21 protein-coding genes and 1 pseudogene are annotated in these 22,186 nt (G+C 61.9%); 12 read left to right on the forward strand and 10 right to left on the reverse strand.

The genetic code is table 11. From position 1 onward, the window contains the following. Positions 1 to 119: 119 nt before the first annotated feature. Positions 120 to 866: a DUF599 domain-containing protein gene (locus tag PPL01S_RS14845; protein ID WP_028625938.1), complete on the forward strand. Its 747-nt coding sequence runs from the start codon at positions 120 to 122 to the stop codon at positions 864 to 866. A gap of 68 nt (positions 867 to 934) precedes the next feature. Here PPL01S_RS14845 and PPL01S_RS14850 read toward each other — a convergent pair whose 3' ends face one another. Next, positions 935 to 1,210, reverse strand: a complete 276-nt coding sequence (locus PPL01S_RS14850; RefSeq protein ID WP_016393105.1) for a hypothetical protein — start codon at positions 1,208 to 1,210, stop codon at positions 935 to 937. Positions 1,211 to 1,361: 151 nt separating this feature from the next. Here PPL01S_RS14850 and PPL01S_RS14855 point away from each other — a divergent pair, with 151 nt between their 5' ends. The 4 genes from PPL01S_RS14855 (at position 1,362) to PPL01S_RS14870 (ending at position 5,096) form a co-directional block, all read left to right on the forward strand. Next, a complete protein-coding gene (locus PPL01S_RS14855) occupies positions 1,362 to 1,838 on the forward strand; it encodes a PaaI family thioesterase (protein ID WP_016393106.1) in 477 nt (158 codons plus the stop codon). Beyond that, on the forward strand, positions 1,835 to 2,317 hold the full coding sequence (locus PPL01S_RS14860; RefSeq protein ID WP_016393107.1) for a PaaI family thioesterase: 483 nt from the start codon (positions 1,835 to 1,837) through the stop codon (positions 2,315 to 2,317). The genes PPL01S_RS14855 and PPL01S_RS14860 overlap by 4 nt, the downstream gene beginning before the upstream one ends. Before the next feature lie 69 nt (positions 2,318 to 2,386). Further along, a complete protein-coding gene (gene htpG, locus PPL01S_RS14865) occupies positions 2,387 to 4,291 on the forward strand; it encodes a molecular chaperone HtpG (RefSeq protein ID WP_016393108.1) in 1,905 nt (634 codons plus the stop codon). A gap of 79 nt (positions 4,292 to 4,370) precedes the next feature. Then, the gene (locus tag PPL01S_RS14870) at positions 4,371 to 5,096 is read left to right on the forward strand and encodes a dienelactone hydrolase family protein (RefSeq protein ID WP_016393109.1); all 726 of its coding nucleotides are present in this window, start codon (positions 4,371 to 4,373) and stop codon (positions 5,094 to 5,096) included. Between the two features lie 129 nt (positions 5,097 to 5,225). Here the strand turns inward: PPL01S_RS14870 and PPL01S_RS14875 are convergent, their stop codons facing one another. Next, the gene (locus tag PPL01S_RS14875) at positions 5,226 to 6,089 is read right to left on the reverse strand and encodes a pirin family protein (protein ID WP_016393110.1); all 864 of its coding nucleotides are present in this window, start codon (positions 6,087 to 6,089) and stop codon (positions 5,226 to 5,228) included. Between the two features lie 114 nt (positions 6,090 to 6,203). On the opposite strand from PPL01S_RS14875, the gene PPL01S_RS14880 reads away from it, so the two are divergent. Then, positions 6,204 to 7,208 carry an amidohydrolase family protein gene (locus tag PPL01S_RS14880; RefSeq protein WP_016393111.1) on the forward strand — a complete coding sequence of 335 codons (1,005 nt, stop codon included), beginning with the start codon at positions 6,204 to 6,206 and terminating at the stop codon, positions 7,206 to 7,208. A 146-nt stretch (positions 7,209 to 7,354) separates the two neighbouring features. On the opposite strand, the gene fabB is transcribed toward PPL01S_RS14880, so the two are convergent. From fabB to PPL01S_RS14905, 5 genes and pseudogenes are all read right to left on the reverse strand, one after another. Continuing rightward, positions 7,355 to 8,575 (reverse strand): beta-ketoacyl-ACP synthase I, encoded by a 1,221-nt coding sequence (gene fabB / locus PPL01S_RS14885; protein ID WP_016393112.1) that lies wholly within the window; start codon positions 8,573 to 8,575, stop codon positions 7,355 to 7,357. A gap of 11 nt (positions 8,576 to 8,586) precedes the next feature. Further along, positions 8,587 to 9,102 (reverse strand): 3-hydroxyacyl-[acyl-carrier-protein] dehydratase FabA, encoded by a 516-nt coding sequence (gene fabA / locus PPL01S_RS14890; protein ID WP_012273340.1) that lies wholly within the window; start codon positions 9,100 to 9,102, stop codon positions 8,587 to 8,589. 201 nt (positions 9,103 to 9,303) lie between these two features. Next, positions 9,304 to 11,236, reverse strand: a pseudogene (locus PPL01S_RS14895) (ATP-binding protein). Continuing rightward, complete coding sequence (locus tag PPL01S_RS14900; RefSeq protein ID WP_028625937.1) at positions 11,233 to 12,123, reverse strand: ABC transporter substrate-binding protein; 891 nt, start codon at positions 12,121 to 12,123, stop codon at positions 11,233 to 11,235. The pseudogene PPL01S_RS14895 and the gene PPL01S_RS14900 overlap by 4 nt, the downstream one beginning before the upstream one ends. Further along, a complete protein-coding gene (locus PPL01S_RS14905) occupies positions 12,123 to 14,270 on the reverse strand; it encodes a TonB-dependent receptor plug domain-containing protein (protein ID WP_174435906.1) in 2,148 nt (715 codons plus the stop codon). Before PPL01S_RS14905 ends, PPL01S_RS14900 begins: the two co-directional genes overlap by 1 nt. Before the next feature lie 123 nt (positions 14,271 to 14,393). Between PPL01S_RS14905 and PPL01S_RS14910 the strand changes: the two genes are divergently transcribed. The 3 genes from PPL01S_RS14910 to sixA are packed head-to-tail and all read left to right on the forward strand — an operon-like array spanning position 14,394 to position 16,243. Then, complete coding sequence (locus PPL01S_RS14910; RefSeq protein WP_016393116.1) at positions 14,394 to 15,419, forward strand: NAD(P)H-dependent glycerol-3-phosphate dehydrogenase; 1,026 nt, start codon at positions 14,394 to 14,396, stop codon at positions 15,417 to 15,419. Positions 15,420 to 15,446: 27 nt separating this feature from the next. Then, positions 15,447 to 15,794, forward strand: a complete 348-nt coding sequence (locus PPL01S_RS14915; RefSeq protein ID WP_028625935.1) for a DUF4389 domain-containing protein — start codon at positions 15,447 to 15,449, stop codon at positions 15,792 to 15,794. Continuing rightward, positions 15,791 to 16,243, forward strand: a complete 453-nt coding sequence (sixA, locus tag PPL01S_RS14920; protein WP_016393118.1) for a phosphohistidine phosphatase SixA — start codon at positions 15,791 to 15,793, stop codon at positions 16,241 to 16,243. Before PPL01S_RS14915 ends, sixA begins: the two co-directional genes overlap by 4 nt. 310 nt (positions 16,244 to 16,553) lie before the next feature. On the opposite strand, the gene PPL01S_RS25140 is transcribed toward sixA, so the two are convergent. The 3 genes from PPL01S_RS25140 to PPL01S_RS14930 all read right to left on the reverse strand — a co-directional run bounded on the left by PPL01S_RS25140 (position 16,554) and on the right by PPL01S_RS14930 (position 19,863). Beyond that, positions 16,554 to 17,456, reverse strand: coding sequence for a hypothetical protein (locus PPL01S_RS25140; RefSeq protein ID WP_144062882.1), 903 nt, complete (start codon positions 17,454 to 17,456; stop codon positions 16,554 to 16,556). Positions 17,457 to 17,633: 177 nt separating this feature from the next. Then, positions 17,634 to 18,527: an immunoglobulin-like domain-containing protein gene (locus tag PPL01S_RS14925; RefSeq protein WP_028625934.1), complete on the reverse strand. Its 894-nt coding sequence runs from the start codon at positions 18,525 to 18,527 to the stop codon at positions 17,634 to 17,636. Between the two features lie 520 nt (positions 18,528 to 19,047). Next, on the reverse strand, positions 19,048 to 19,863 hold the full coding sequence (locus PPL01S_RS14930) for a hypothetical protein (RefSeq protein WP_016393120.1): 816 nt from the start codon (positions 19,861 to 19,863) through the stop codon (positions 19,048 to 19,050). A 190-nt stretch (positions 19,864 to 20,053) separates the two neighbouring features. Here PPL01S_RS14930 and PPL01S_RS14935 point away from each other — a divergent pair, with 190 nt between their 5' ends. The 3 genes from PPL01S_RS14935 (at position 20,054) to PPL01S_RS14945 (ending at position 22,138) form a co-directional block, all read left to right on the forward strand. Next, the gene (locus tag PPL01S_RS14935; protein ID WP_016393121.1) at positions 20,054 to 20,404 is read left to right on the forward strand and encodes a hypothetical protein; all 351 of its coding nucleotides are present in this window, start codon (positions 20,054 to 20,056) and stop codon (positions 20,402 to 20,404) included. Positions 20,405 to 20,498: 94 nt separating this feature from the next. Then, positions 20,499 to 21,287 carry an alpha/beta fold hydrolase gene (locus tag PPL01S_RS14940; protein WP_016393122.1) on the forward strand — a complete coding sequence of 263 codons (789 nt, stop codon included), beginning with the start codon at positions 20,499 to 20,501 and terminating at the stop codon, positions 21,285 to 21,287. Continuing rightward, a complete protein-coding gene (locus PPL01S_RS14945; RefSeq protein WP_028625933.1) occupies positions 21,284 to 22,138 on the forward strand; it encodes an alpha/beta fold hydrolase in 855 nt (284 codons plus the stop codon). The genes PPL01S_RS14940 and PPL01S_RS14945 overlap by 4 nt, the downstream gene beginning before the upstream one ends. Positions 22,139 to 22,186: the final 48 nt, after the last annotated feature.

Raw genomic sequence — 22,186 nt, forward strand, 5'->3', positions numbered from 1 at the left:
GCCGGCGATGAGGCCAGTGCAGGTAAAGCGTATTTTCAGCCAATCATGTGCCTTTACCGACTTGCCGGCGTCGAAACCCGGTCCTTACTCTTTATGCGCCTTGCCCTCGGGAAACCTGCATGAACTTCATCCAAAGCAACCTCCACAACCTGCTGGCCATCTGCTGGTTCGCGCTCTGCTGGGGTGGCTATACGCGCTATGCCATCTGGAAGGGCCGCGACACGGCCTGCCTGGCCAGCGTGTTGCACCTGTACCGCGAAGACTGGATGCGCCGCATGTTGCTGCGCGACAACCGCATCGCCGATGCCAGTGTGATCGGCAACCTGGAGCGCAACGCTTCGTTCTTCGCCTCCAGCACGCTGATCATCCTGGCCGGTATTCTTACCGTGCTAGGGTCTTCTGAGCGTGCGCTGTCACTGCTGGCAGACCTGCCCCTGGTGCAGCAGGCATCCCAAGGCATGTCGGAGATCAAGTTGCTGTGCCTGGCGATGGTCTTCGTCTATGCGTTCTTCACCTTCAGCTGGTGCATGCGTCAGTACAACTTTGCCGCCGTGCTGGTAGGTTCTGCGCCGATGATTGGCGAGCGGCTGGTCAATGAACTGGAGCGCAAGGCCTTTGCGTCAAGAGCGGCGCGCGTATTGTCCCTGGCGGCCAACCAGTTCAACTTGGGCCTGCGTTCTTATTATTTCGGCATGGCCATGCTTACCTGGTTCATCAGCCCATGGCTGTTCATGGTCGTGAGTGTTGGCGTAGTGCTGATTCTGTATCGCCGAGAGTTCCACTCCGATGTACTCGACGTCATGGTATTCACCCCGACGGAGCGTGCACCGACCGAGGCTGGCAAGGAAACTACCGTCAATAACTGAAACGTTTAATCCAAAAGTTGTAGGCACAAAAAAACCCGACAATTGTCGGGTTTTTTCGTACAGCTCGATTACTGCTTGGCAGGCTCGGCTGGCGCGGTTTCCGGCGCCGGAGTTGCCGGAGCGGCTTCTTCGGCAGCCTTCTTCTCGGCTTCGGCCTGATCTTTGGCGGCTTCGGCGTTTTCCTTGGCTGCGTCGTTCATTTTATCCTGAGCTTCGCCCATCTTTTCCTGGGCTTGCTCGGCGTGTTGCTGTGCGTCCTGGGCTTTGTCTTCGCTCGCTTTATCGCAAGCAGCCAGGCCCATGGCAGCAGCCAGCATCAGAGCAAAAGCAAAAGGTTTACGCATGGGGGTGTATCTCCTTGGTGGGATAAGTGACTTGTTCCTTCGAGTTCACGAGTCTGGAATAAGTTCCGCAGAGATTACAGATATATAACATCGCGTTCTATATAGACTTTTTATCCTTTTTATGAAGCGCGCAGATAACAGGGAAGAACCGATGAGCGACTCCAGCTTGATGGCCATGGCCGAACGATTCTTGTCGGCACTAAAACATTGCCAAGTGTTGCAAATGCGTGTGGACCATGCAGATAGCGAAGGCATGACACTGATGATGCCCTGGTCGCCGACCATCGTCGGCAACCCGCAGACCGGCGCCGTACATGGCGGTGCCCTGACCACGCTGATGGACACCACCTGCGGCATGGCCACCCTGTGCGTGCTGCCGCGCTTCGAGGTCTGCCCAACCCTGGACCTGCGCATCGATTACATGCACCCGGCCGAGGCGGGCAAGGCAATCTACGGCCACGCGCAGTGCTACCGGGTCACCCGTGACGTCATCTTCACCCGCGGTATCGCCTACCAGGATGATCCTGGGCAGCCGATCTGCCAGGTAGTAGGCACGTTCATGCGCCTGGGCCAGGAGATCAAGGGCGGCATCCGTTTCGGCAACAGCCTGAAGGAGGGCGGCGCATGATTCCCCAGGAGGTTCGCCAGCGCCTGAATGCGGCCCATGCCAAAGGTGACTATGAGCCATTGCTGGCGCTGATCCCCTACGCCGCCCTGATCGGCATTACCTGCCAGCGCGAGGGCGACGACCTGTTGTTCTGTCTGCCGGCCAGCCAGGACAACATCGGCAACCCGTTGTTGCCGGCCATCCATGGGGGGGTGATCGCCGGCTTCATGGAGCTTTCGGCGGCGTTGTACCTGTTGATCTACAGCGAGAGCGCGAGCATCCCGAAAATCATCGATTTCTCCATCGACTACCTGCGCGCCGGCCTCTACCGCGACACCTACGCCCAGTGCCAGCTATGGCGCCAGGGCCGACGCGTGACCAACGTGGCAATCACTGCCTGGCAGGCCGACCGGCAATCGCCGATCGCCACCGCGCGTGCGCATTTCAAGATCGAACCGGAGAAGCCCTTGAAATCATCGGGTCAGCCCCCATCTGAATGACATCCGCCGTCAACGCAGGCCAATCGGCTGCCAGGCGCCAACTGCCATCAGATCGGAGTTTTGAAGACCATGAGTGTGGAAACACAAAAGGAAACCCTGGGCTTCCAGACCGAGGTGAAGCAACTGCTGCACCTCATGATTCATTCGCTGTACTCGAACAAGGAGATCTTCCTTCGTGAACTGATCTCCAACGCCTCCGACGCTGCCGACAAGCTGCGCTTCGAAGCCCTGGCCAAGCCAGAGCTGTTCGAGGGCGATGCCGATCTGAAGATCCGCCTGAGCTTCGACAAGGACGCCGGCACCGTGACCCTCGAGGACAACGGTATCGGCATGAGCCGTGAAGACGTCATCGCTCACCTGGGTACCATCGCCAAGTCTGGCACCGCCGACTTCATGAAGAACCTCACCGGTGACCAGAAGAAGGATTCGCACCTGATCGGCCAGTTCGGCGTGGGCTTCTACTCGGCCTTCATCGTCGCCGACAAGGTCGATGTCTACAGCCGCCGCGCCGGCCAGCCGGCCGCCGAAGGCGTGCACTGGTCGTCCAAGGGCGAGGGTGAGTTCGAGGTCGCGACCATCGACAAGCCTGAGCGTGGCACTCGCATCGTCCTGCACCTGAAGAAGGACGAGCAGGAATTCGCCGATGGCTGGCGCCTGCGCAATGTGGTCAAGAAGTACTCCGACCACATTGCCCTGCCGATCCAGTTGCCGAAGGAACAGGCAGCCGCCGAAGGCGAAGAACAGCCGGCCGAGGAATGGGAAACCGTCAACCGCGCCAGCGCCCTGTGGACCCGTTCGCGTACCGAGATCAAGGACGAGGAATACCAGGAGTTCTACAAACACATCGGCCATGACTTCGAAAACCCGCTGGCCTGGAGCCACAACAAGGTCGAAGGCAAGCTCGAATACAGTTCGCTGCTGTACGTCCCGGCCCGCGCGCCGTTCGACCTGTACCAGCGCGAGGCGCCACGCGGCCTGAAGCTCTATGTGCAGCGCGTGTTCATCATGGACCAGGCCGAGTCGTTCCTGCCGCTGTACCTGCGCTTCATCAAGGGTGTGGTGGACTCCAACGACCTGTCGCTGAACGTCTCCCGCGAGATCCTGCAGAAGGATCCGATCATCGATTCGATGAAGACCGCGCTGACCAAGCGCGTGCTGGACATGCTGGAGAAGCTGGCGAAGAACGAGGCGGAGCAATACAACGGCTTCTGGAAGAACTTTGGCCAGGTGCTGAAGGAAGGCCCGGCCGAAGACTTCGCCAACAAGGAGAAGATCGCCGGCCTGCTGCGCTTCGCCTCTACCCATGACGACAGCGGCGAGCAAAGCGTCGCCCTGGCCGACTACCTGGCACGCGCCAAGGAAGGTCAGGACAAGATCTACTACCTCACCGGCGAGACCTACGCGCAGGTCAAGAACAGCCCGCACCTGGAAGTCTTCCGCAAGAAAGGCATCGAGGTATTGCTGCTGACCGACCGTATCGACGAGTGGCTGATGAGCTACCTCAACGAGTTCGATGGCAAGGCCTTCGTCGACGTCGCCCGTGGCGACCTGGACCTGGGCAAGCTGGACTCCGAAGAGGACAAGAAGGCCCAGGAAGAAGTGGCCAAGGAAAAGGAAGGCCTGGTCGAGCGCCTCAAGGGTGCGCTGGGTGACAGCGTCGCCGAGGTCCGCGTTTCGCACCGCCTGACCGACTCGCCGGCGATCCTCGCCATCGGCGAACAGGACCTGGGCCTGCAGATGCGCCAGATCCTCGAAGCCAGCGGGCAGAAAGTGCCGGATTCGAAGCCGATCTTCGAGTTCAACCCGAGCCACCCGCTGATCGAGAAGCTCGACAACGAGCAGAGCGAAGACCGCTTCGCCGAGCTTTCGCATATCCTCTTCGATCAGGCGGCCCTGGCGGCCGGTGACAGCCTGAAGGACCCGGCGGCTTACGTTCGTCGCCTGAACAAGCTGCTGGTCGAGCTGTCTGCTTGAGTTGATGCACAGGAAAGCCCGCTTCGGCGGGCTTTTTTAATGGCAGCCTTTTTCAAGGTGAGTCCCTAAGGAGTGTTTGATGAGCAAGGTAATCGTCGAATCGTTGGTGTATCACCTCTCCGGCAAAGCCTATGAAAGCCGCCTGGTCTACGAGCCAGGCGCGTTGGGCCGCCCTGGCCTGGTCATGGCGCCGAACTGGATGGGTATTGGCGAAGGCGCCGAGCGCATTGCCAAGGAAGTGGCCGAAAAGGGTTATGTGGTACTGATCGCCGACCTGTATGGGCAATCGCTGCGACCGTCCAACGCCGACGAGGCGGGGGCGGCGATGATGCCGTTGAAGAATGATCGCGGCGAGTTGCGCAAGCGCATGCAGGAGGCTCTGGCGCAGCTGCTGGGCCAGTCCAAGGCATTGCTGGAGCCTGGCAAGGCGGCGACCTTTGGCTTCTGCTTTGGCGGTTGCTGCGCCCTGGAGCTGGCCCGCAGCGGTGCCGACCTGAGGGCGGCGGTGTCGTTCCACGGCACACTGGATACCCCGAACCCGGAAGATGCCAGACGTATCAAGGGCTCGGTGCTGGTGCTGCATGGGGCTGCCGATCCGCTGGTGCCGAAGGAGCAGCTGCCGGCGTTCGAAGAGGAAATGAACGTGGCCAAGGTGGATTGGCAGTTGCTCAGCTATGGTGGCGCGGTGCATTCGTTCACCGACCCGAATGCCAATGTGCCGGGCAAGATGCAGTATGACCGCCGCACCTCGGAGCGGGCGTTCCGGTCGATGCACAATCTGCTCACCGAAGTGTTCCAGCGCTGAGATGGCAGGGGGCTGCTGCGCAGCCCATCGCTGGCAAGCCAGCTCCCACAGGCAAGGTGTTGTCCGTAAAAACGGCGCGATCTCTGTGGCAGCCAGCTTGCCGGCGATTGGGCCGCAAAGCGGCCCCCGTCAACGCGGCAACTCGATCCGCGAACTCTCCCCCGGCACCACCGGCCAATCCCGCGCAGCCCACTTCGCCCTGGCCTGCTCGATCAACGCCGGATCACTCGCCACGAAGTTCCAGTTCATCCGCCGTGGCCCATCCAGCGCCGCGCCGCCGATCAACACCAGCTGGCACTCACCTTCTGCATACAAGGTGATTTCCTCACCCTGGGCAAGCACCAGCAGGCTGCAAGCCTCGACTTCCTCATCGTCCATCATCAGTTCCCCATCGAGCAGATACAGCGCCCGTTGCGCATGCTCGTTGGGCACCAGCAGGGTGGTGGCCGGTTGCATCCGTACATGCGCATAGAGGGTAGGGGAGAGCACCGGCACCGGTGACGCCAGGCAGAACCCGCTGCCGGCAATCATGCAGATACGCACCCCCAGGCTGTCGCTGACCGGCAGGCTGGCCGACGGGTGATGGCTGTAGCTTGGCGCGCCCTGTTCGAGCTCGCGTGGCGAAGCCAGCCATACCTGCAGCCCATGCAGACGCGAGCCGTGGGCCAGGGCATCGGCGGGGGTGCGCTCGACGTGCGCGACGCCTCGGCCAGCGGTCATCCAGCTGACATCACCGGGCAACACCAACTGCTCGGAGCCGAGACTGTCCTTGTGCACAATGGCCCCTTCGAACAGGTAGGTCAGGGTCGACAGCCCGATATGCGGGTGCTGGCGGATATCCATGCCATGCCCCGGTGCATAGTCGGTTTCGAGCATGTGGTCGAAAAACACGAACGGGCCGACACTGCGGCACTGGGCCGAGGGCAGCGGGCGCAGGATCGGTTGGCCCTCGACCGACTCGGCGCGTGGGCGGATGACCAGGGGGCTGCTCATGGGAGGCTCCAGGCGTGGCAGATTGTCCCCAGCATAGCGGTTAGGCAGGCAGAGCTGAACCGCTGCGGGCAGCTGCCGGTCTACCTTGTTGGTATTGGCAAGAGGAAGCTGCCCATGTTCGGCAAGCTGTTGGCTGGCATGTTGTTGTCTGGATGGCTGTGTGACGCGGCGCTTGCGCGCGACTACCGCTACAGCGATGCCCATCTGCACTACGTGGATTTTTTCCAGGAAAGCGAAGGCATGCAGGCGTTGCTCGAGGCCATGGACGACGCTGGCATCGAGCAGTCGATGATCTCGGGAATCCCGGTAGCCAAGAAATGGCACGAGGATGAACCCAAGCGCCCGCGCTATTACGCCGGCGACGATGCCGATGCCTACTGGTATAGCGCCACCGATACCTATGTGGCAGCGGCGTTGCTGCAGCTGCCTGCCGCGCAGCGGGAACGCTTTCATCCGTTTCTGAACGGTTTCAATCCGGTGGACAAGAACGCGGTCAGCCATATCCAGCGCATGCTCGATCTGTATCCCGGGCTCTGGCAGGGCATTGGCGAAGTCTTCACCCGCCACGACGACCTTACCGCCCTGACCAGTGGCGATACGCCGCGGGCCAACAACGAGGCGATGACGCGCATCTATCACCTGGCGGCCGAGCGTGACATGCCAGTGCTGCTGCACTCGAACATCACCTCCAAGCGCGAGCGTAATCCGCTTTACCTCGCCGAGATCGAAGAGCCCTTGCGCAATCACCCCCATACCAGGTTCATCTGGGCCCATGCGGGCAGCAGCGTGGAGATTCACCGGCATCAGGCGCACATGGACTTTCTCTTGCCGGTACTGACGCGCTTGCTGGGGGATTACCCGAACCTGTATGTCGACTTGTCGTGGAGCGTGCTGGAGCCGTACCTGCTGGATGACCAGGGTGTGCCGCGCAAGGCTTGGGTCGACCTGGTGGTGAAGTACCCGGAGCGGTTCATGCTGGGCAGCGATGTGGTGGGCAGGTTTGCCAGCCTTGGCGAGCAGATGCACGGGTTCCAGCCGTTTCTGGATGCTTTGCCGGAAGGGGTGGCGAACAAGGTGGCGAGGGACAACTTCTTGGCCGTTTTGCCCGGGCAGCGTTAGCTGTTGCCTTTGCTGGCCTATCGCTGGCAAGCCAGCTCCCACAAGTCCAGTAGGAGCCGGCTTGCCGGCGATAGGGCCGGTACAGACAAGCACAAACGAAAACGCCCCGAACCAGTCGGGGCGTCTTCAACTACAGCAGCGAGGCCTTACTTGCCTTCCCAGCGCTTGAGCACCAGGGTGGCGTTGGTGCCGCCAAAGCCGAAGCTGTTGCTCATGACCGTGTCGATCTTCGCGTTCTCTTCGGTCTTGCGCAGTACCGGCAGGTCGGCGACCTCAGGGTCCAGCTCGTCGATGTTGGCGGAGCCGGCGATGAAGTTGTTCTCCATCATCAGCAGGCAGTAGATCGCCTCGTGCACGCCAGCGGCGCCCAGCGAGTGGCCCGACAGGCTCTTGGTCGAGCTGATCTTCGGTGCCTTGTCGCCGAACACTTCACGCACACCCTTCATCTCGGCAACGTCACCGACCGGGGTCGAGGTGCCGTGGGTGTTCAGGTAGTCGATCGGGGTGTCGACGGTGGACAGGGCCTGCTGCATGCAGCGGATGGCACCTTCGCCGCTCGGGGCAACCATGTCGTAGCCGTCGGAGGTCGCGCCGTAGCCGACGATTTCGGCGTAGATCTTGGCGCCACGGGCCAGGGCGTGTTCCAGCTCCTCGACCACGACCATGCCGCCGCCGCCCGCGATGACGAAACCGTCGCGGTCAGCATCGTAGGCGCGCGAGGCCAGTTCCGGGGTTTCGTTGCGCTTGGTCGACAGGGCGCCCATGGCATCGAACAGGAACGACTGGCTCCAGTGCTCTTCTTCACCGCCACCGGCGAAGACAATGTCCTGCTTGCCCCACTGGATCTGCTCCAGGGCGGTGCCGATGCAGTGAGCGGAAGTGGCGCAGGCCGACGAGATCGAGTAGTTGATGCCCTTGATCTTGAACGGGGTGGCCAGGCACGCCGACACGGTGCTGCCCATGGTGCGGGTGACACGGTAAGGGCCGACGCGCTTGACGCCTTTCTCGCGCAGGGTGTCCAGCGCTTCCATCTGGTTCAGGGTCGAGGCGCCGCCGGAGCCAGCCACCAGGCCGGTACGCGGGTTGGACACCTGCTCTTCGGTCAGGCCGGCATCCTTGATCGCGTCCTGCATTGCCAGGTAGGCGTAGGCCGCGGCGTGGCCGACGAAGCGGAAGACCTTGCGGTCGATCAGTTCTTCGAGGTTGAGGTCGATGGACCCGGAAACCTGGCTACGCAGCCCCATTTCCTTGTATTCCGGGTTGTAACGGATACCCGGACGGCTGTTGCGCAGGTTTTCGGTGACGGTAGCTTTGTCATTGCCCAGGCACGATACGATGCCCAGACCAGTGATAACGACGCGGCGCATGCGAATAACCCTTAGAAATTGTCAGTGGAGGTGAACACGCCGACCCGCAGGCCTTCGGCAGTGTAGATCTCGCGGCCGTCAACGCTGACCGAGCCATCGGCGATGGCCATGTTCAGCTTGCCCTTCAGGACGCGCTTGATGTGAATGTTGTAGGTGACTTTCTTGGCGCTAGGCAATACCTGGCCAAAGAATTTCACTTCACCCGAACCCAGGGCGCGGCCACGGCCTGGCAGACCCTGCCAGCCGAGGAAGAAGCCGACCAGCTGCCACATGGCATCGAGGCCCAGGCAGCCTGGCATCACCGGGTCGCCTTCGAAGTGGCAGGCGAAGAACCACAGGTCCGGGGTGATATCCAGCTCGGCGACCAATTCACCTTTGCCGTACTTGCCGCCTTCTTCGCTGATATGGGTGATGCGATCGACCATCAGCATGTTCGGCGCGGGCAGTTGCGCATTACCTGGGCCGAACAGCTCACCGCGACTGCAGCGCAGCAGGTCTTCCCGAGTAAAGGCGTGTTGTTTGGTCATGCGAGCTCCTCAATAACCCCCTGTGGCAGGGGATGAATCTTCCCGGCCAACCCGGCATCTCTCCGAGCGGCAGCCTACAGGTAGACTATTGCGTTGTGGTGAAAGTCACAGCGCACCTGGCTAAAGAAGTACAGGTGTGCACTGAAACGTCTATTTTCAGGGCCGACGAAGGTCCTGTCCAGTCCTTAAGACTGCCGCACTTTAGCATTTATCGCCAGTCGCGGCTGTCTGGCCGGGTCAACCAGCGCTGTAGAACCCGCTGCAGGTCGGTGCGGCGGAACGGTTTGCTCAGATAATCGTTCATGCCTGCGGCCAGGCAACGTTCGCGCTCGCCCTGCAGCGCGTTGGCGGTCAGGGCGATGATCGGTAGATGGCCGGCCCCAGGCAACTGGCGAATGCGCCGGGTAGCCTCGTAGCCATCGACGTGGGGCAGACGGCAGTCCATCAATACGGCGGAAAAACGCTGCTGGCTGACCTGGTCGACTGCCTGCAGCCCGTCATGGGCGACGCTGACCTCAAGGCCCAGGCTGCGCAACATGGCCTCGATGACGCTTTGATTGACCGGATTGTCCTCCACCAGCAGGATGCGTTCGCCCTCGGCCATCGGCTCCGGCTCCAGCGCGCTGCCCGGCAAGGCTGCTGGCGCTGTCTTGGCCAGGGTCAGTGGCATTTCCAGGGTAAAGGTCGAGCCCAGGCCTTCGCGGCTTTCGCCGCGCAACTTGCCGCCCATGCGCTCGGCCAGGGTACGGGCGATCGACAGGCCCAGGCCGGTACCGCCATAGCGCCGGGAAATCGAGCTGTCGGCCTGCTGGAAGGCGACGAACATCATCTCCAGGCGTTCGTTGTCGATCCCGATGCCGGTGTCGCGCACGCTGCAGGTGAACCACAGTTGCTGCCGATCCAGTGCTTGCCAGCGTGCCTCCACCTGGATCTCGCCGCGTTCGGTGAATTTCAGCGCATTGCCGACCAGGTTCAGCAGCACCTGGCGGATCCGCGTAGGGTCGCCTGCCACCTGCAACCGCTCGGCGCCGGCTGGCAGTTGCAGGTGCAGCGCGAGGCCGCGCTGCTGGGCGCTGTGCTGGAACGACTGGACGCTGCTGGCGATCAGTTCGCCCAGGTTGAAGTCGATGTGCTCCAGCTCCAGGGCAGTGCGTTCGATACGCGAAAAATCGAGGATGTCGTTGATCACCTTGAGCAGGTGGCCGGTGGACTCGCTGGCCACTGCCGTGTAGTCGGCCTGTTCGCTGGTCAACTGGGTGGTTTCCAGCAGTTGCAGCATGCCGAGGACGCCGTTCATCGGCGTGCGCAGCTCGTGGCTCATCATGGCCAGGAACTCCGATTTGGCGCCGTTGGCCTGCTCGGCTTCCTCGCGGGCCTGGATCAGTTGGGCGATCGCGCGCTTCTGTTCGACGCTGGCCTGCTCCAGGGCGCTGGCCAGGTTGTTGATGTGTTTGGCCAGGTGGCCCAGTTCGCTGTCGTCGACCACCGGCAGCGGCGCGTCGTACTCACCCTGCTGGATGGCCTTGACCGCGTGGCCCATGTCGCTGATCGGCTTGGCCAGGCTCATCGCCAGGCGGCGGGCGAGCAGGAAGGTGAACAGCAGGGCGAACAGGGCCAGGATCCCGGCCTTGATCACGATCTCCTGCTGGCGCTGGCTGAATGCATCGTCCGACATGCCGACGATGACCCGCCCCAGGTAGTCGTCGCCGATGGACGGTGGCGCTGCCTTGCCTTGCTGGAGGAAGTCGTTGTCCAGGCGTATCTGCTGCAGGCGAATCGGCGCCTGGAACACTTCCACCCGCTGCGCCCGGTTGCTGCTCTCATCGGACTGCTCGACGTACACCAGGATATGGTTGCGGCTGTCCTGCACTTCGAGAAAACGCACATGGGGAATGCTCAAGGTGGCGCGCATCAGGCCTTCGAGCACTTCGTTGTTGCCGGAGATCACCCCGTATTCGGAGGCCGGCGCCAGCTGGTTGGCGATCAGTTGCCCGGTGTGGTTGAGCTCCTGGCGCAAATCCTGGATGCGCACGAAGGTGAAGAAGCTGATCAGCAGCAACGTCAACAGCAGCGCAGGGCCGAGGCTGATGATCTGGGTGCGGGTATGGATGTCCCAGCTCAGGCGTTTGCTCATGGGGTGGGCTCTCCTGCTGCCAAGGTCTTGGCAGCGGCCTTCGGATCGATCGGTTCAAGGCCCAGGGCACGTGCCACCTGCTGATTGCCGCTGACCCCGAAACGCTTCGGGTAGAGGCTGCGCGGCCAACGCGCGGGCGGGTGGTCGAGCAGGTGGTCGAGCACCTGCAGCCAGTCGTCCTGGTCGCTGTAGGTGCTGGCTAGGGCGCCGGCGCGGACGAAGCCCGCGTTCGGCCCGATCAGCGCCATCTGCCGGCCGTAACTGCTGAGCAGCACATTTTTCGCGGTCTTGGAGTTGTACAGGTCGGGGTCGTCGAGGCCCAGCAGCACATCACTGTTGCCCAGCAGATGCTGCAAGGGCCGGCTGTCGCGCTGGTCAGGCCAGTCCTGGGCGACGATCTCCAGGCCAAGCGGACGGGCCGCCAGGCGCAGCTCTTCGAGCAGGAAGTGGCTGTGCTCGCCGTACAGCACGCCAATGCGCTGCGCCTCTGGCAGCAGGTAGCGGGCCAGGCGCAGCTGTCGGGCCAGGGGCGGGTCACTCCAGAGCAGGGTCAGGTACGCGGGGCGCGACTTTCCCAGGCGTTGCTCGGCCTGTACCCGGCTGATGCGCATGGCCAGGGCGGGCGGCCCGGCGGCTTCGCCCAGGCGCCACTCCAGCGCGGCGCTGTCGAGCAATACCAGGCGCAGGTCGGCCTTGAGCTGGCTGGGGCGCGGCAGTTCGGCGACGGTACTGAACCGCACCTGGTCCAGACTGCGACGGCTTTCAAGGGCCGTGGCGAAGCTGCGTATGCCGGGCTGGTCTTCGCCACCGACCACCAGGATTTCGCTGGCGGACAGCGAACCCAGTGGCCACAGGCTGAACAGCAACAGGCACAGCAGGCGGACCATCAGAACTCCAGCTCCGCGCTCACGCTCAGGCGGTGGCGGCTGTCATAGCGGTTCTGGGCGCTGGTGATCGGCTCGTCATCCAGGCGTTGTTGCCACAGGGTGGCCAGCTCCAGGGTACTGCCCTGGATGCGAAAGCGCTTGGCCAGACGCAGGTCGAGGCGCTCGTAGCGATAGTCGTTGAGATCAGCGTCGGCATAGTAGAACAGCCCACTCGACCAACCGTCGCCCCATTCGCGCATCCAGCCGGCAGAGCCACTGTTGCTGGCGGTGTTGGCGCTGTCGGCAGGGTTGCTGGCCCAGGCGTCGACATAGGCGTAGGTGAGGCGCAGGCGGTCGCGGCGGCTCGCACGCCAGTCCAACTGGGCTTCGCTGCCGCTGAAGCGCGCCTTGTTGGCATTGCTGGCAATATACTGGTTGTTGCGCAGGGGCTCGCTGATCATGCCGGTGATCTCGTCATAGAACAGCTTCACGTCCATGTTCAGGTCGATGTCGCTGAACTGGCCGTTGTAGCCCAGCTCGCGCGAGCGCATGCGTTCCTGGTCGAGGTCCCCGGGGCCACGGGTCTTGACGAAGTATTCGCCGTGCTGCTGGCCGAAGGCATTGGGGGTCAGGTTCTTGACCGTGTAGCTCCAGTTGACGTTGTTCTCGAACATGTCCGGTGAACGCACCGCCTCGGAGTACACGGCGCGCAGGCCATGGCGTGGGGTGATCAGGTAGTTCACCGCCACGCGCGGGGTCAGGGAGCTTCCGGACAACTTCGAGTCCTCGAACATCGCGCCGCCCTGCAGGATCCAGTGCTCGTCGACACGCCATTCGAGCTGGCCGAACAGCCGCCAGGTCTGGTCGTCGATGCTGCCGTCGAAGTAGGTCTGCGAGTCGGCGCGATCATAGCGCAAGTTCATGCCGCTGAGCAGGCGCAGGTTGTCGGTGAGGCTCAGGGTGTCCTGGATTTCCAGGTCGTAGCGGGTTTCCCGGGTGCTCTGGTCGACATCGCCGCACACCACCTGGCGACCGCCCAGGTTGTTCCACTGGTTCTTGATTGTCTCGACCAGCGCCTGCTCTTCGGGGTTGCTGCTGCTGGGCGGATTGTTGGCCCGGCGTGCGACCTGCTCGGCGAAATTCGGGTTCAGTTGCCACAGCCGGGTCAGCTCCGGGCTGAACGACAACGCCGCGTCGCAGGCGCGCCAGACCTGCTGGCGGTCGAAGTGCTGGGCCGAGCCCTGGACGTACAGGCTGTGCTCGGGGTTGAAGTCGATGTTCCAGCGCATCGAGCCGGCATAGTCCTTGGCATTGACGTCGGCGTTGTCGCCGCTTTCGGTGACGAAGGGGAACACCGGCTGGTAGGTGTACGGGCGCTGGTTGCTGCCTTCCTTGGCCGCCAGTTGCCATTCCAGGGTCTGGTTCGGTGCCAGGACATGGCTGACGCTGAGGTTGAAGCGGTTCAGGCGGCGGCTGTCGCGGTAGTCCTGGCCGAACTGGTTTTCATCGAAACCGTCATCCTTCTGGCCCGACACCGAAAGCCGCAGGTCGCCGCCGTCCCAGCCCAGGCCGTGGCTGAGGTAGTAGTCGTCGATGCCGTCCTCGCCCCGGGTCAGCTTCATGCGGGTGCCATGGCTGTCGGCCGGGTTGCGGGTCAGGATGTTGACCACCGCCATCAGCGCGTTGGCGCCATAGCTGACGGTGTTGGGGCCGCGGAATACCTCGATGCGCTCGATGTCCTCCAGCGCCACCGGGATATCGCTCCAGTCCACCGTCGCCAGTCCGGCACGGTACACCGAGCGGCCGTCGATCAGCACCTGCATGCGCCGTGCTTCGTTGACGTTGGTGCCGTGGTAGTTGACGGTCGGCTGGTTGCCGGCGCCGTAGCCGATCATCATGCCCGGCACCAGACGCAGCAAGTCAGGGATGTCGCGGGCACCGCTGGCGCGGATCAGTTCGCTGTCGAGCACGGTCATGCTGCCCGGTACCGCGGCCGGGGATTGTTTCAGCCGCGTGGCGGTCAGAACCTGCGGCAGGTCGGCGTTGTCGATGAACAAGTCGTCGGCCACGGCCTGGCCGCCAAGCAGGGCGCTCAGCAGCAACAGGCGAGGATAGGGGGGCGAGCCAGGAAACACGATACGGCCTTGTATCAGAGTTGAAGCGGGCATGTTAACCGACCATGGGGGTTTTACCAGCCGTATCCAATTCGCCGGCCCTGCCTCTGGTTCTGAAGCAGGCGCGCCGTATAATGACCGGGTCGCCACTTAACTTATGGCTTTAACGGATTGAATATGACTGAACAGCAACCTGTTGCAGTTCTGGGAGGCGGCAGCTTCGGCACCGCCGTGGCGAACCTGCTGGCCGAAAATGGTGTGCCGGTGCGCCAATGGATGCGCGACCCCGAGCAGGCCGAGGCGATGCGCGTCAATCGCGAGAATCCGCGCTACCTCAAAGGTATCCGCCTGCACGATGGCGTCGAACCGGTCAACGACCTGTTGGCGACCTTGCAGTCCAGTGATCTGATCTTCGTTGCATTGCCCTCCAGCGCTCTGCGCAGCGTGCTGGCCCCGCATGCCGAGCTGCTGCGTGGCAAGTGCCTGGTCAGCCTGACCAAGGGCATCGAGGCGCAGAGCTTCAAGCTGATGAGCCAGATTCTCGAAGAAATCGCCCCCCAGGCGCGCATCGGCGTGCTGTCGGGCCCGAACCTGGCCCGCGAGATCGCCGAGCACGCGCTGACCGCCACGGTGGTCGCCAGCGAGGACGAAGCGCTCTGCCAGCGTGTGCAGGCCGTGCTGCACGGGCGTACGTTTCGTGTCTATGCCAGTGCCGACCGTTTTGGCGTCGAGCTGGGCGGCGCGCTGAAGAACGTCTACGCCATCATCGCCGGCATGGCGGTGGCGCTGGGCATGGGCGAGAACACCAAGAGCATGCTGATCACCCGCGCCCTGGCCGAGATGACTCGCTTCGCGGTGAGCCAGGGCGCCAACCCCATGACGTTCCTGGGCCTGGCCGGCGTCGGTGACCTGATCGTCACCTGCTCCTCGCCCAAGAGCCGCAACTACCAGGTCGGCCATGCGCTCGGCCAGGGCCTGAGCCTGGAAGAGGCCGTCAACCGCCTGGGCGAGGTGGCCGAAGGGGTCAACACGATCAAGGTGCTCAAGGCCAAGGCCGAGCAAGTACAGGTCTACATGCCGCTGGTGGCCGGCCTGCACGCCATCCTGTTCGAAGGCCGCACGCTCAACCAGGTGATCGAGCGCCTGATGCGTGCAGAGCCCAAGACTGACGTCGACTTCATTTCCACCAGCGGTTTCAACTGATCCCGCTCAATGAGCAAGGAGCAAGACATGAACGATACCCCCGAGCGCGCCCAGCGCGAGTCGATCATCCTGCGGGTGCTGTGGATGGTGGTGTTTCTGATCATCTGGCAACTGGCCGAGATTCTGTTGGGCGGCCTGGTATTGGTGCAACTGATCTACCGCCTGATCTACGGCGCGCCAAGTGCCAGCCTGATGAACTTCGGCGACAGCCTGAGCCAGTACCTGGCGCAGATCGGTCGCTTCGGCACTTTCCATACTGATACCAAACCCTGGCCATTCGCCGACTGGCCGGCCCCGCGTGCGCCGGAAGGCGAAACCCCGCACGCCGTGGCCCCGGCGCCGCATCCGGTGCGTGACGAGGAGCCGAAACTGTGAAGCTGTGGGTGTTGCGCCACGGTGAAGCGGAGCCACGGGCCAACAGCGATGCCGAGCGGCGCTTGACCGCCCATGGCCGCGAACAGGTGCTGCACAGCGCGGCGCGGCTGCTCGGGCAGCCCTTGCAGGCGATCATCGCCAGCCCGTATGTGCGGGCCCAGCAGACGGCGGCGCTGGTGCATGACACGCTGGGGTTCGTCGAGCCGGTGCGCACTGTGTCCTGGTTAACACCGGACAGTGACGTGCGTGAGGTGATCGATGAAATCGGACGGTTTGGGCTGGAGCATGTGTTGCTGGTCAGTCATCAGCCATTGGTGAGTTGCCTGGTGGGAATGCTGAGCGAGGGGCATCGTCAGGGGCCGGGGATGGGGACGGCGTGTTTGGCGGAGCTTGAAGGTGATTTTGGGCTGGTTGGTTCGATGAGCTTGTGCGGCGTGTATAACTCATGACACCTCCCCCACGGCTGTCACTTTGGATGTGCGACAAAGGGCGCGAGGTATTCGCGGCCCTTTGTCGCAACTACGTTGTCGGCTGACGACGTGGCCTGTATCGGGCGCTGTTCAAGCACGACTGAATAGGTACCAAGTCGGTTCAGTTGTCGAAATTGCAATCAAGTTGAACAACCATTCTCTCTGGGCAGCGTTCAAGCGGATCAAGTACTTAAAGGGTAATCGGCGAAGTACGTGAAGGCGTTGCGCCGCTTCCTTGTTTTTGTTCGGGTTGAGGCAGGCATCTCGCAACGCCTGATACTCGAAATGTTCAGGCTTCCCAACAAATTGAATGGATATTTACGGTTGATGGGCCATCGTTCGAATGATCATTGTGGGCTGAAAAAAGTGCGCGGAAGTGGTCCGTGCCAGTTTGCGGATGAGCCCCTGTTGGTATGGTGATTACTATACTGCTGGCGCTGATGGGGACGCTGACTGTATCTGTATGTTGCCCACTGCCGGGAATGAACCACATGGTAAACAACTGCATCGTCAGTCGTTTTGATGCGACGACATTAAATCGAATGGTAATTGTCAGCTGCCTTGCTAGAGGGGTGGGAAGCTTTGGTAGGTGGACCCAAAGGCTGCTGATGACGACCGGTGGGTTTGCGTGAAAGTCAATAAAATTGAGTGCGCGCTGCTGTCCGTTGGCGATGATTTGTGCACTGGAAGACATCGACTTAGTTGAAAACTCCAGTTGGGCGCCCGAGGGCAGTGGGTTAAGGATGTTGTCTGTAAACCTGTGACCGACAGGCAGACCTGAAAAGTCTTCGCACACCTGCCGTGGCAGAATCCGTAGCGGGAGAGCAGGGGATGGCACTGGCGTGCCACCCGTTGCACGGGTAACCAGGTACTTGACCTCTACCGACGTATTCGCGTAAGCGTCCACTTGCGCCTTGGGCACAATGAAGTTCTGCTGAACCAGAGCATTCACACGCTGTGGTGACGATGCATTGGCACCAAACTGCATGACGATCATATCCCCAATGGCCATGCCTTGGTACGCAGCGACGTAGACTGGCAGCCCTGTACCGGGCACATCGTTGGGTGGGAGCTGGTTTCCGGGTGCCAAGGGGATGGTAGGAACAAGCAGCACCAGATCTATCACTTTTCGGACATGGAACGCCAGTGGTTGCGATTGCCCAGCGCGAGTTTCTATCGTTGAATGTGACATTGGCTATCCTCCCTGTTTGATAGTCGCAGTATGGTCACGGTGCAGGGAGGGCGAAACTGGCAAAATTACTAGGTGGGTACGTGGGGTTGTTGGCAGGTCACCACCGACTTCACTGGTCGTTTGTGTTCTCCGCAAGTGCCCAGCAGCCAGCACCCAGGCGCTGGCTGAAGGTTGGTATCAACGGTTGAAAATCCCCCATCCTATCGCTGTGTCCCCACCGATGGAGGTGGCACGAAGCGCAGCTGTCGCGCCGGTACTCGGCGTGATTGCCCAGCGCTTGCCGGTTCCTGCCGAGTCCAGTGACCAGGCCTGTCCGGTTTCCATGTGGGTGCCATTGTAATTGGCCCGCAATGCATTCCACTCCGCGAGCGTCGGCAGACTCCCACCTCTTTCCGTCGCACGGTCGCGGCACCAGTACCACACATTGAAACTACCGAGCCCCTCGAACATCCTCACGCCGGAAACCGTCACCGGGTAACTGGCTGTCGCGTGATTGGCATCTGTCACCGTGACGCTGGCTGAACCGCTACCATACGAAACGGCGCGCCCTGAGGTTGCATCGACCTCTATCACATTGGTGTTGCTGGTTGAGTAAGTGTAGGGCGGCTGACCGCCGCTGGCGGTACGCGTGACGAATGAATTGACGGGTGGGTTGGGCACAGGTGCCGAGTTGCGATGAATGACCCCGGTCAATGATACGGGGGTGGGGTCTATAGACAGCGCAGGGGCGAGGGGGTCGATTTGCAAGTCGAGTTCCGGGGATGGAACCGCAGGCCCTCCTGAGACAGGCACGACCTCGTAATGCACCTTGATCCTGCTATCGGCATGGGCGTCCACCTGGGCCTTGGATACCGTAAATGTCAGCTCAGCGACTGCGGATACGGTCTGTTCGTCTGTCGACACCCCCGCGAAAACCACCTTGACCTTGTCGCCAGGGGTCATGCCCCCATAAACGGCGACGTTCACTGGCAACCCCGCTGGGAGTACTTTTTCCGGATCGAGCACATCGCCTGGAGCAAGTCGGATGATGGGGCGGGCCAGCACCAGGCTGCGTTTGACTTTGAACGTCAATGGATTCGATTGCCCTGCGCGACTGCCAGGGCTGTGAAGCGTTTTTGATGGGACGGTCGAGTGTGACATTTGCTGATCTCTTCGAAAGGAGAGATCGCAGTATGGAAGCGGCCCCAGCAGGGCGGAACTAGTAAAAATATCAGGTCCTCACCGGTTGCAAGGCTCCCCGCACAAGCACAGGTACCTGGCACTTTTCACGGGTGGCTAACGTTGCCGGGCAGTTTTGGCGATGCGCAATGAGTAGTCGCTGCTTGAAACTGGCAAGTTCGCTTGACTTGCCAAGCAGGCTGGAAAATCTGAGTAACGATGCAGCCTGTTGCGCGAACCAGCCGACACCAAGCTCCAGCTGTTGCGGGGTAGGGTTCAACGACAAGGCGCGAGCACCGCAGGCATTGGGCGATCTGCAAGGCGTCTATCTGGCCCTGTAGCGCTTGCAGCTGGATCATCAGGACCGGTGCCTGACGCCGCAGCCGGCGGATGGAAGTAAATCCAAATTGCTCGGCTGTTTCAGCGACGTCATTCAATACTCCATGGTAAAGTTGTCTACATTGATGCCTTGGCTGTTGATGGGGTGATGAATTATAATGTGGCTAATAAGCTGTGCGTAACTGAATACCGCCACTGAAGGAGTATTGTTAGCGGAACTTATGGGTCGGGATTCAAGGATTGTATTGCCACTATGAATGGTGACCTTTGCAGTATTGATGTTAAGGTGGTGGAACGTCAAGCGTCTAACTGCCCTTTTGAAGTGCACCCCTATTGCTGGACTATTCCCTCTGGGCAGCTGTGCCACGCCAAAAAGCAGGCAAGGTGGGGTAAGTGGCGGGAAGTTTTCAATGTAACGGTATGAAACGTAGCCCGATCCTACCACGATAGAGAAATAGGGGAAGTGGACTTCGCCGGTGAAGTAATCCTGCCGACCGTCAAAACTTTCCGTTTCCTTGAGTGTGGAAATGCTCACGCCAAGATCCGGAGAACGCACGGCGGAACCACCGGAGGCGCGCGTCACTTCGTAGTAGACGCTACCTGTACGGGCAGCATTCATCTCGACCTGAGCCCTGGCGACAATGAATGGCTGTGCCCCAATTGCATCCACGCGTTGTGGCAGTGAGGAGTAAGTACCAAAAAAATGCAGGACGATCATGTCCCCTACCGCCATCCCCACGTATTGAGGTACGGTCACCGGTAGACCGGTGTCTGGAACACTTTCTGGCAGCAGAACGTTACCAGGGCGCAGAAGGTTGATCTGCGGTGCGGTCAAGATCAGGCGGCCAAGCACCTTGAACGTCAGCGGTTGCGATTGACCGGAGCGGGTATTGGCTGTCGGGAGTGGCATCTGCAGGTCTCCTTGGTGGGTGATCGCAGTATTGCGACATCACCTGTAGAAGGTAACTGGCAAAAATATCAGGTACCCGTGTGCTTGCGTCGCCAGGTAACTGGCATTTCTGTCAGTTGTCGGCGCTCTGTATCCATTGCTAGCGTTGCACTCGGATAGCGCTGATGCTGAACCTGCCAGGGAGTCTTGAATGAGTAGCCTGATACCGGAGCTGTTGCGTTCGCTGGACCTGCAACTCACGATTGGAAAAGTCAACGAAGGCGCTGCGCTGGACTTTGCCCAATACAGCCTCCTGCGCGAATCGGCCGACGCCAAGCTCCATCACCTGCTGGGCAAAGTGCAAGGCGTAGAGGACCTGTGCAAACTGCAAGAAGCGTGCATGCGCGTGTCCCATCTCTTGCAAACCAGCTGCCTGGCCATGCTGCGCCTGCAGCTCGATTGCCAGGACCAGCAGCTGGCCCGCGAGGCCCTGGAGGGCCAACTGGCCTGCATGCAGGCCTGCCTGCAGCGCTCGCTGGCCTGTTTCGACAGCATTGCCTGACCTGATCACCCTTGGCGATGACCTTTACGGACGTTGCCCAGTGGCGGCAGGATGCCGACAATGAGCCATCCTTCCTCGGTCCGGACCCGGCGCCATGTCGCAGCAGATCTTCTTCGTCCATGCCAACGGTTTTCCCTCGGCGACCTACGGCAAGCTGTTCGCTGCCCTGGCGCCGGACTACCAGGTCAGCCACCTGGCCCAGCACGCCCATGACCCGCGCTTCCCGGTGAACGAAAATTGGCAGAACCTGGTGGACGAGCTCCTGCACCACCTGGCCCGCCAGGACGCGCCGGTGTGGGGTGTGGGCCATTCCCTGGGTGGCGTGCTGCACCTGCATGCGGCCTTGCGCTGCCCGCAGTACTACCGCGGCGTGGTGATGCTGGATTCGCCTGTGCTGACCCGTGCCGACCAATGGCTGCTGCGTACCGCCAAGCGTTTCGGCTTCATCGATCGCATCACTGCAGCGGGCCGTACCCTGGGCCGGCGTGAGGCTTTTGCCGACCGCGACAGCGCGCGGGACTACTTCGCCAGTAAGAGCCTGTTCCGGCATTTTGACCCCGACTGCCTGGACGCTTACGTGCAGCATGGCCTGGAAGAGGCCGAGCAGGGGTTGCGCCTGCGTTTCGACCCGGCCACCGAAATCAGCATCTACCGCAGCATCCCCCACGCCAGCCCGGCCCCGGCGCGGCAGTTGCAGGTGCCGTTGGCGATGGTGTGCGGCGACCGTAGCAATGTGATTCGCCGCCATCACCGGCTGGCTGTGCGTGGCATGCCCACGGGTGAATACCACAGCGTGCCCGGCGGCCACATGTTCCCGCTGGAACGGCCGACCGACACCGCCAGCCTGATCAAGGGCCTGTTCGACCGCTGGAGCCAGGCATGAGCGCGCAGGTCGAGGAAATCCGCCTGAGCCTTGGCCATATCGAGCTCGCCGCGCATCTGTTCGGCCCCGCTGACGGCCAGCCCGTGATCGCCCTGCATGGCTGGCTGGACAACGCCAACAGCTTCGCCCGCCTGGCGCCGCAACTGAAGGGGCTGCGTATCGTCGCCCTGGACCTGGCCGGGCATGGTTACTCCGAACACCGGCCGCCAGGCGCCGGCTATGCGCTGGCCGACTATGCCCACGACGTGCTGCGGGTTGCCGAGCAGCTGGGTTGGCAGCGTTTTGCCCTGCTCGGGCATTCGCTGGGCGCGATCATCTCGGTGCAACTGGCCGGGGCGCTGCCGGATCGGGTCAGCCATCTGGCGTTGATCGACGGGGTCATCCCGCCCACCGGTGCCGAACAGGACGCCGGCGAGCGCCTGGGCATGGCCCTGCAGGCCCAGTTGCGCCTGGACGGCAAGCGCAAGACGGTTTACCCGACCCTGGAGGAGGGCGTGCAGGCGCGCATGAAGGGCATGGTCGCGGTCAGCCGTGAGGCCGCCGAACTGCTGGCCCAGCGCGGGCTGATGCCGGTGCCCGGCGGCTTTAGTTGGCGCAGTGACAGTCGGCTGACCTTGCCGTCACCGGTGCGGCTGAGCCAGGCCCAGGCGATGGCTCATGTACGCCGGGTGAGCTGCCCTTCCAGCCTGGTGGTCGCCGCAGAGGGCATGCTCGCTCGCCACACCGAACTGCTGGAGCAGCTACCCTTTGCGCAGACGGTGTTGCCCGGCGGGCATCACCTGCACCTGAACGATGAACAGGGCGCGACCCTTGTCGCAGACTGTTTCAATCGCTTTTTTGGCTTTGCTTGACTTGCACCGGACAAGTGTCGAGGCTTGGCGGGTTGAACAGGGAGACAA

Source organism: Pseudomonas plecoglossicida NBRC 103162 = DSM 15088, assembly GCF_000730665.1.
GTDB classification, from domain to species: Bacteria; Pseudomonadota; Gammaproteobacteria; order Pseudomonadales; family Pseudomonadaceae; genus Aquipseudomonas; species Aquipseudomonas plecoglossicida.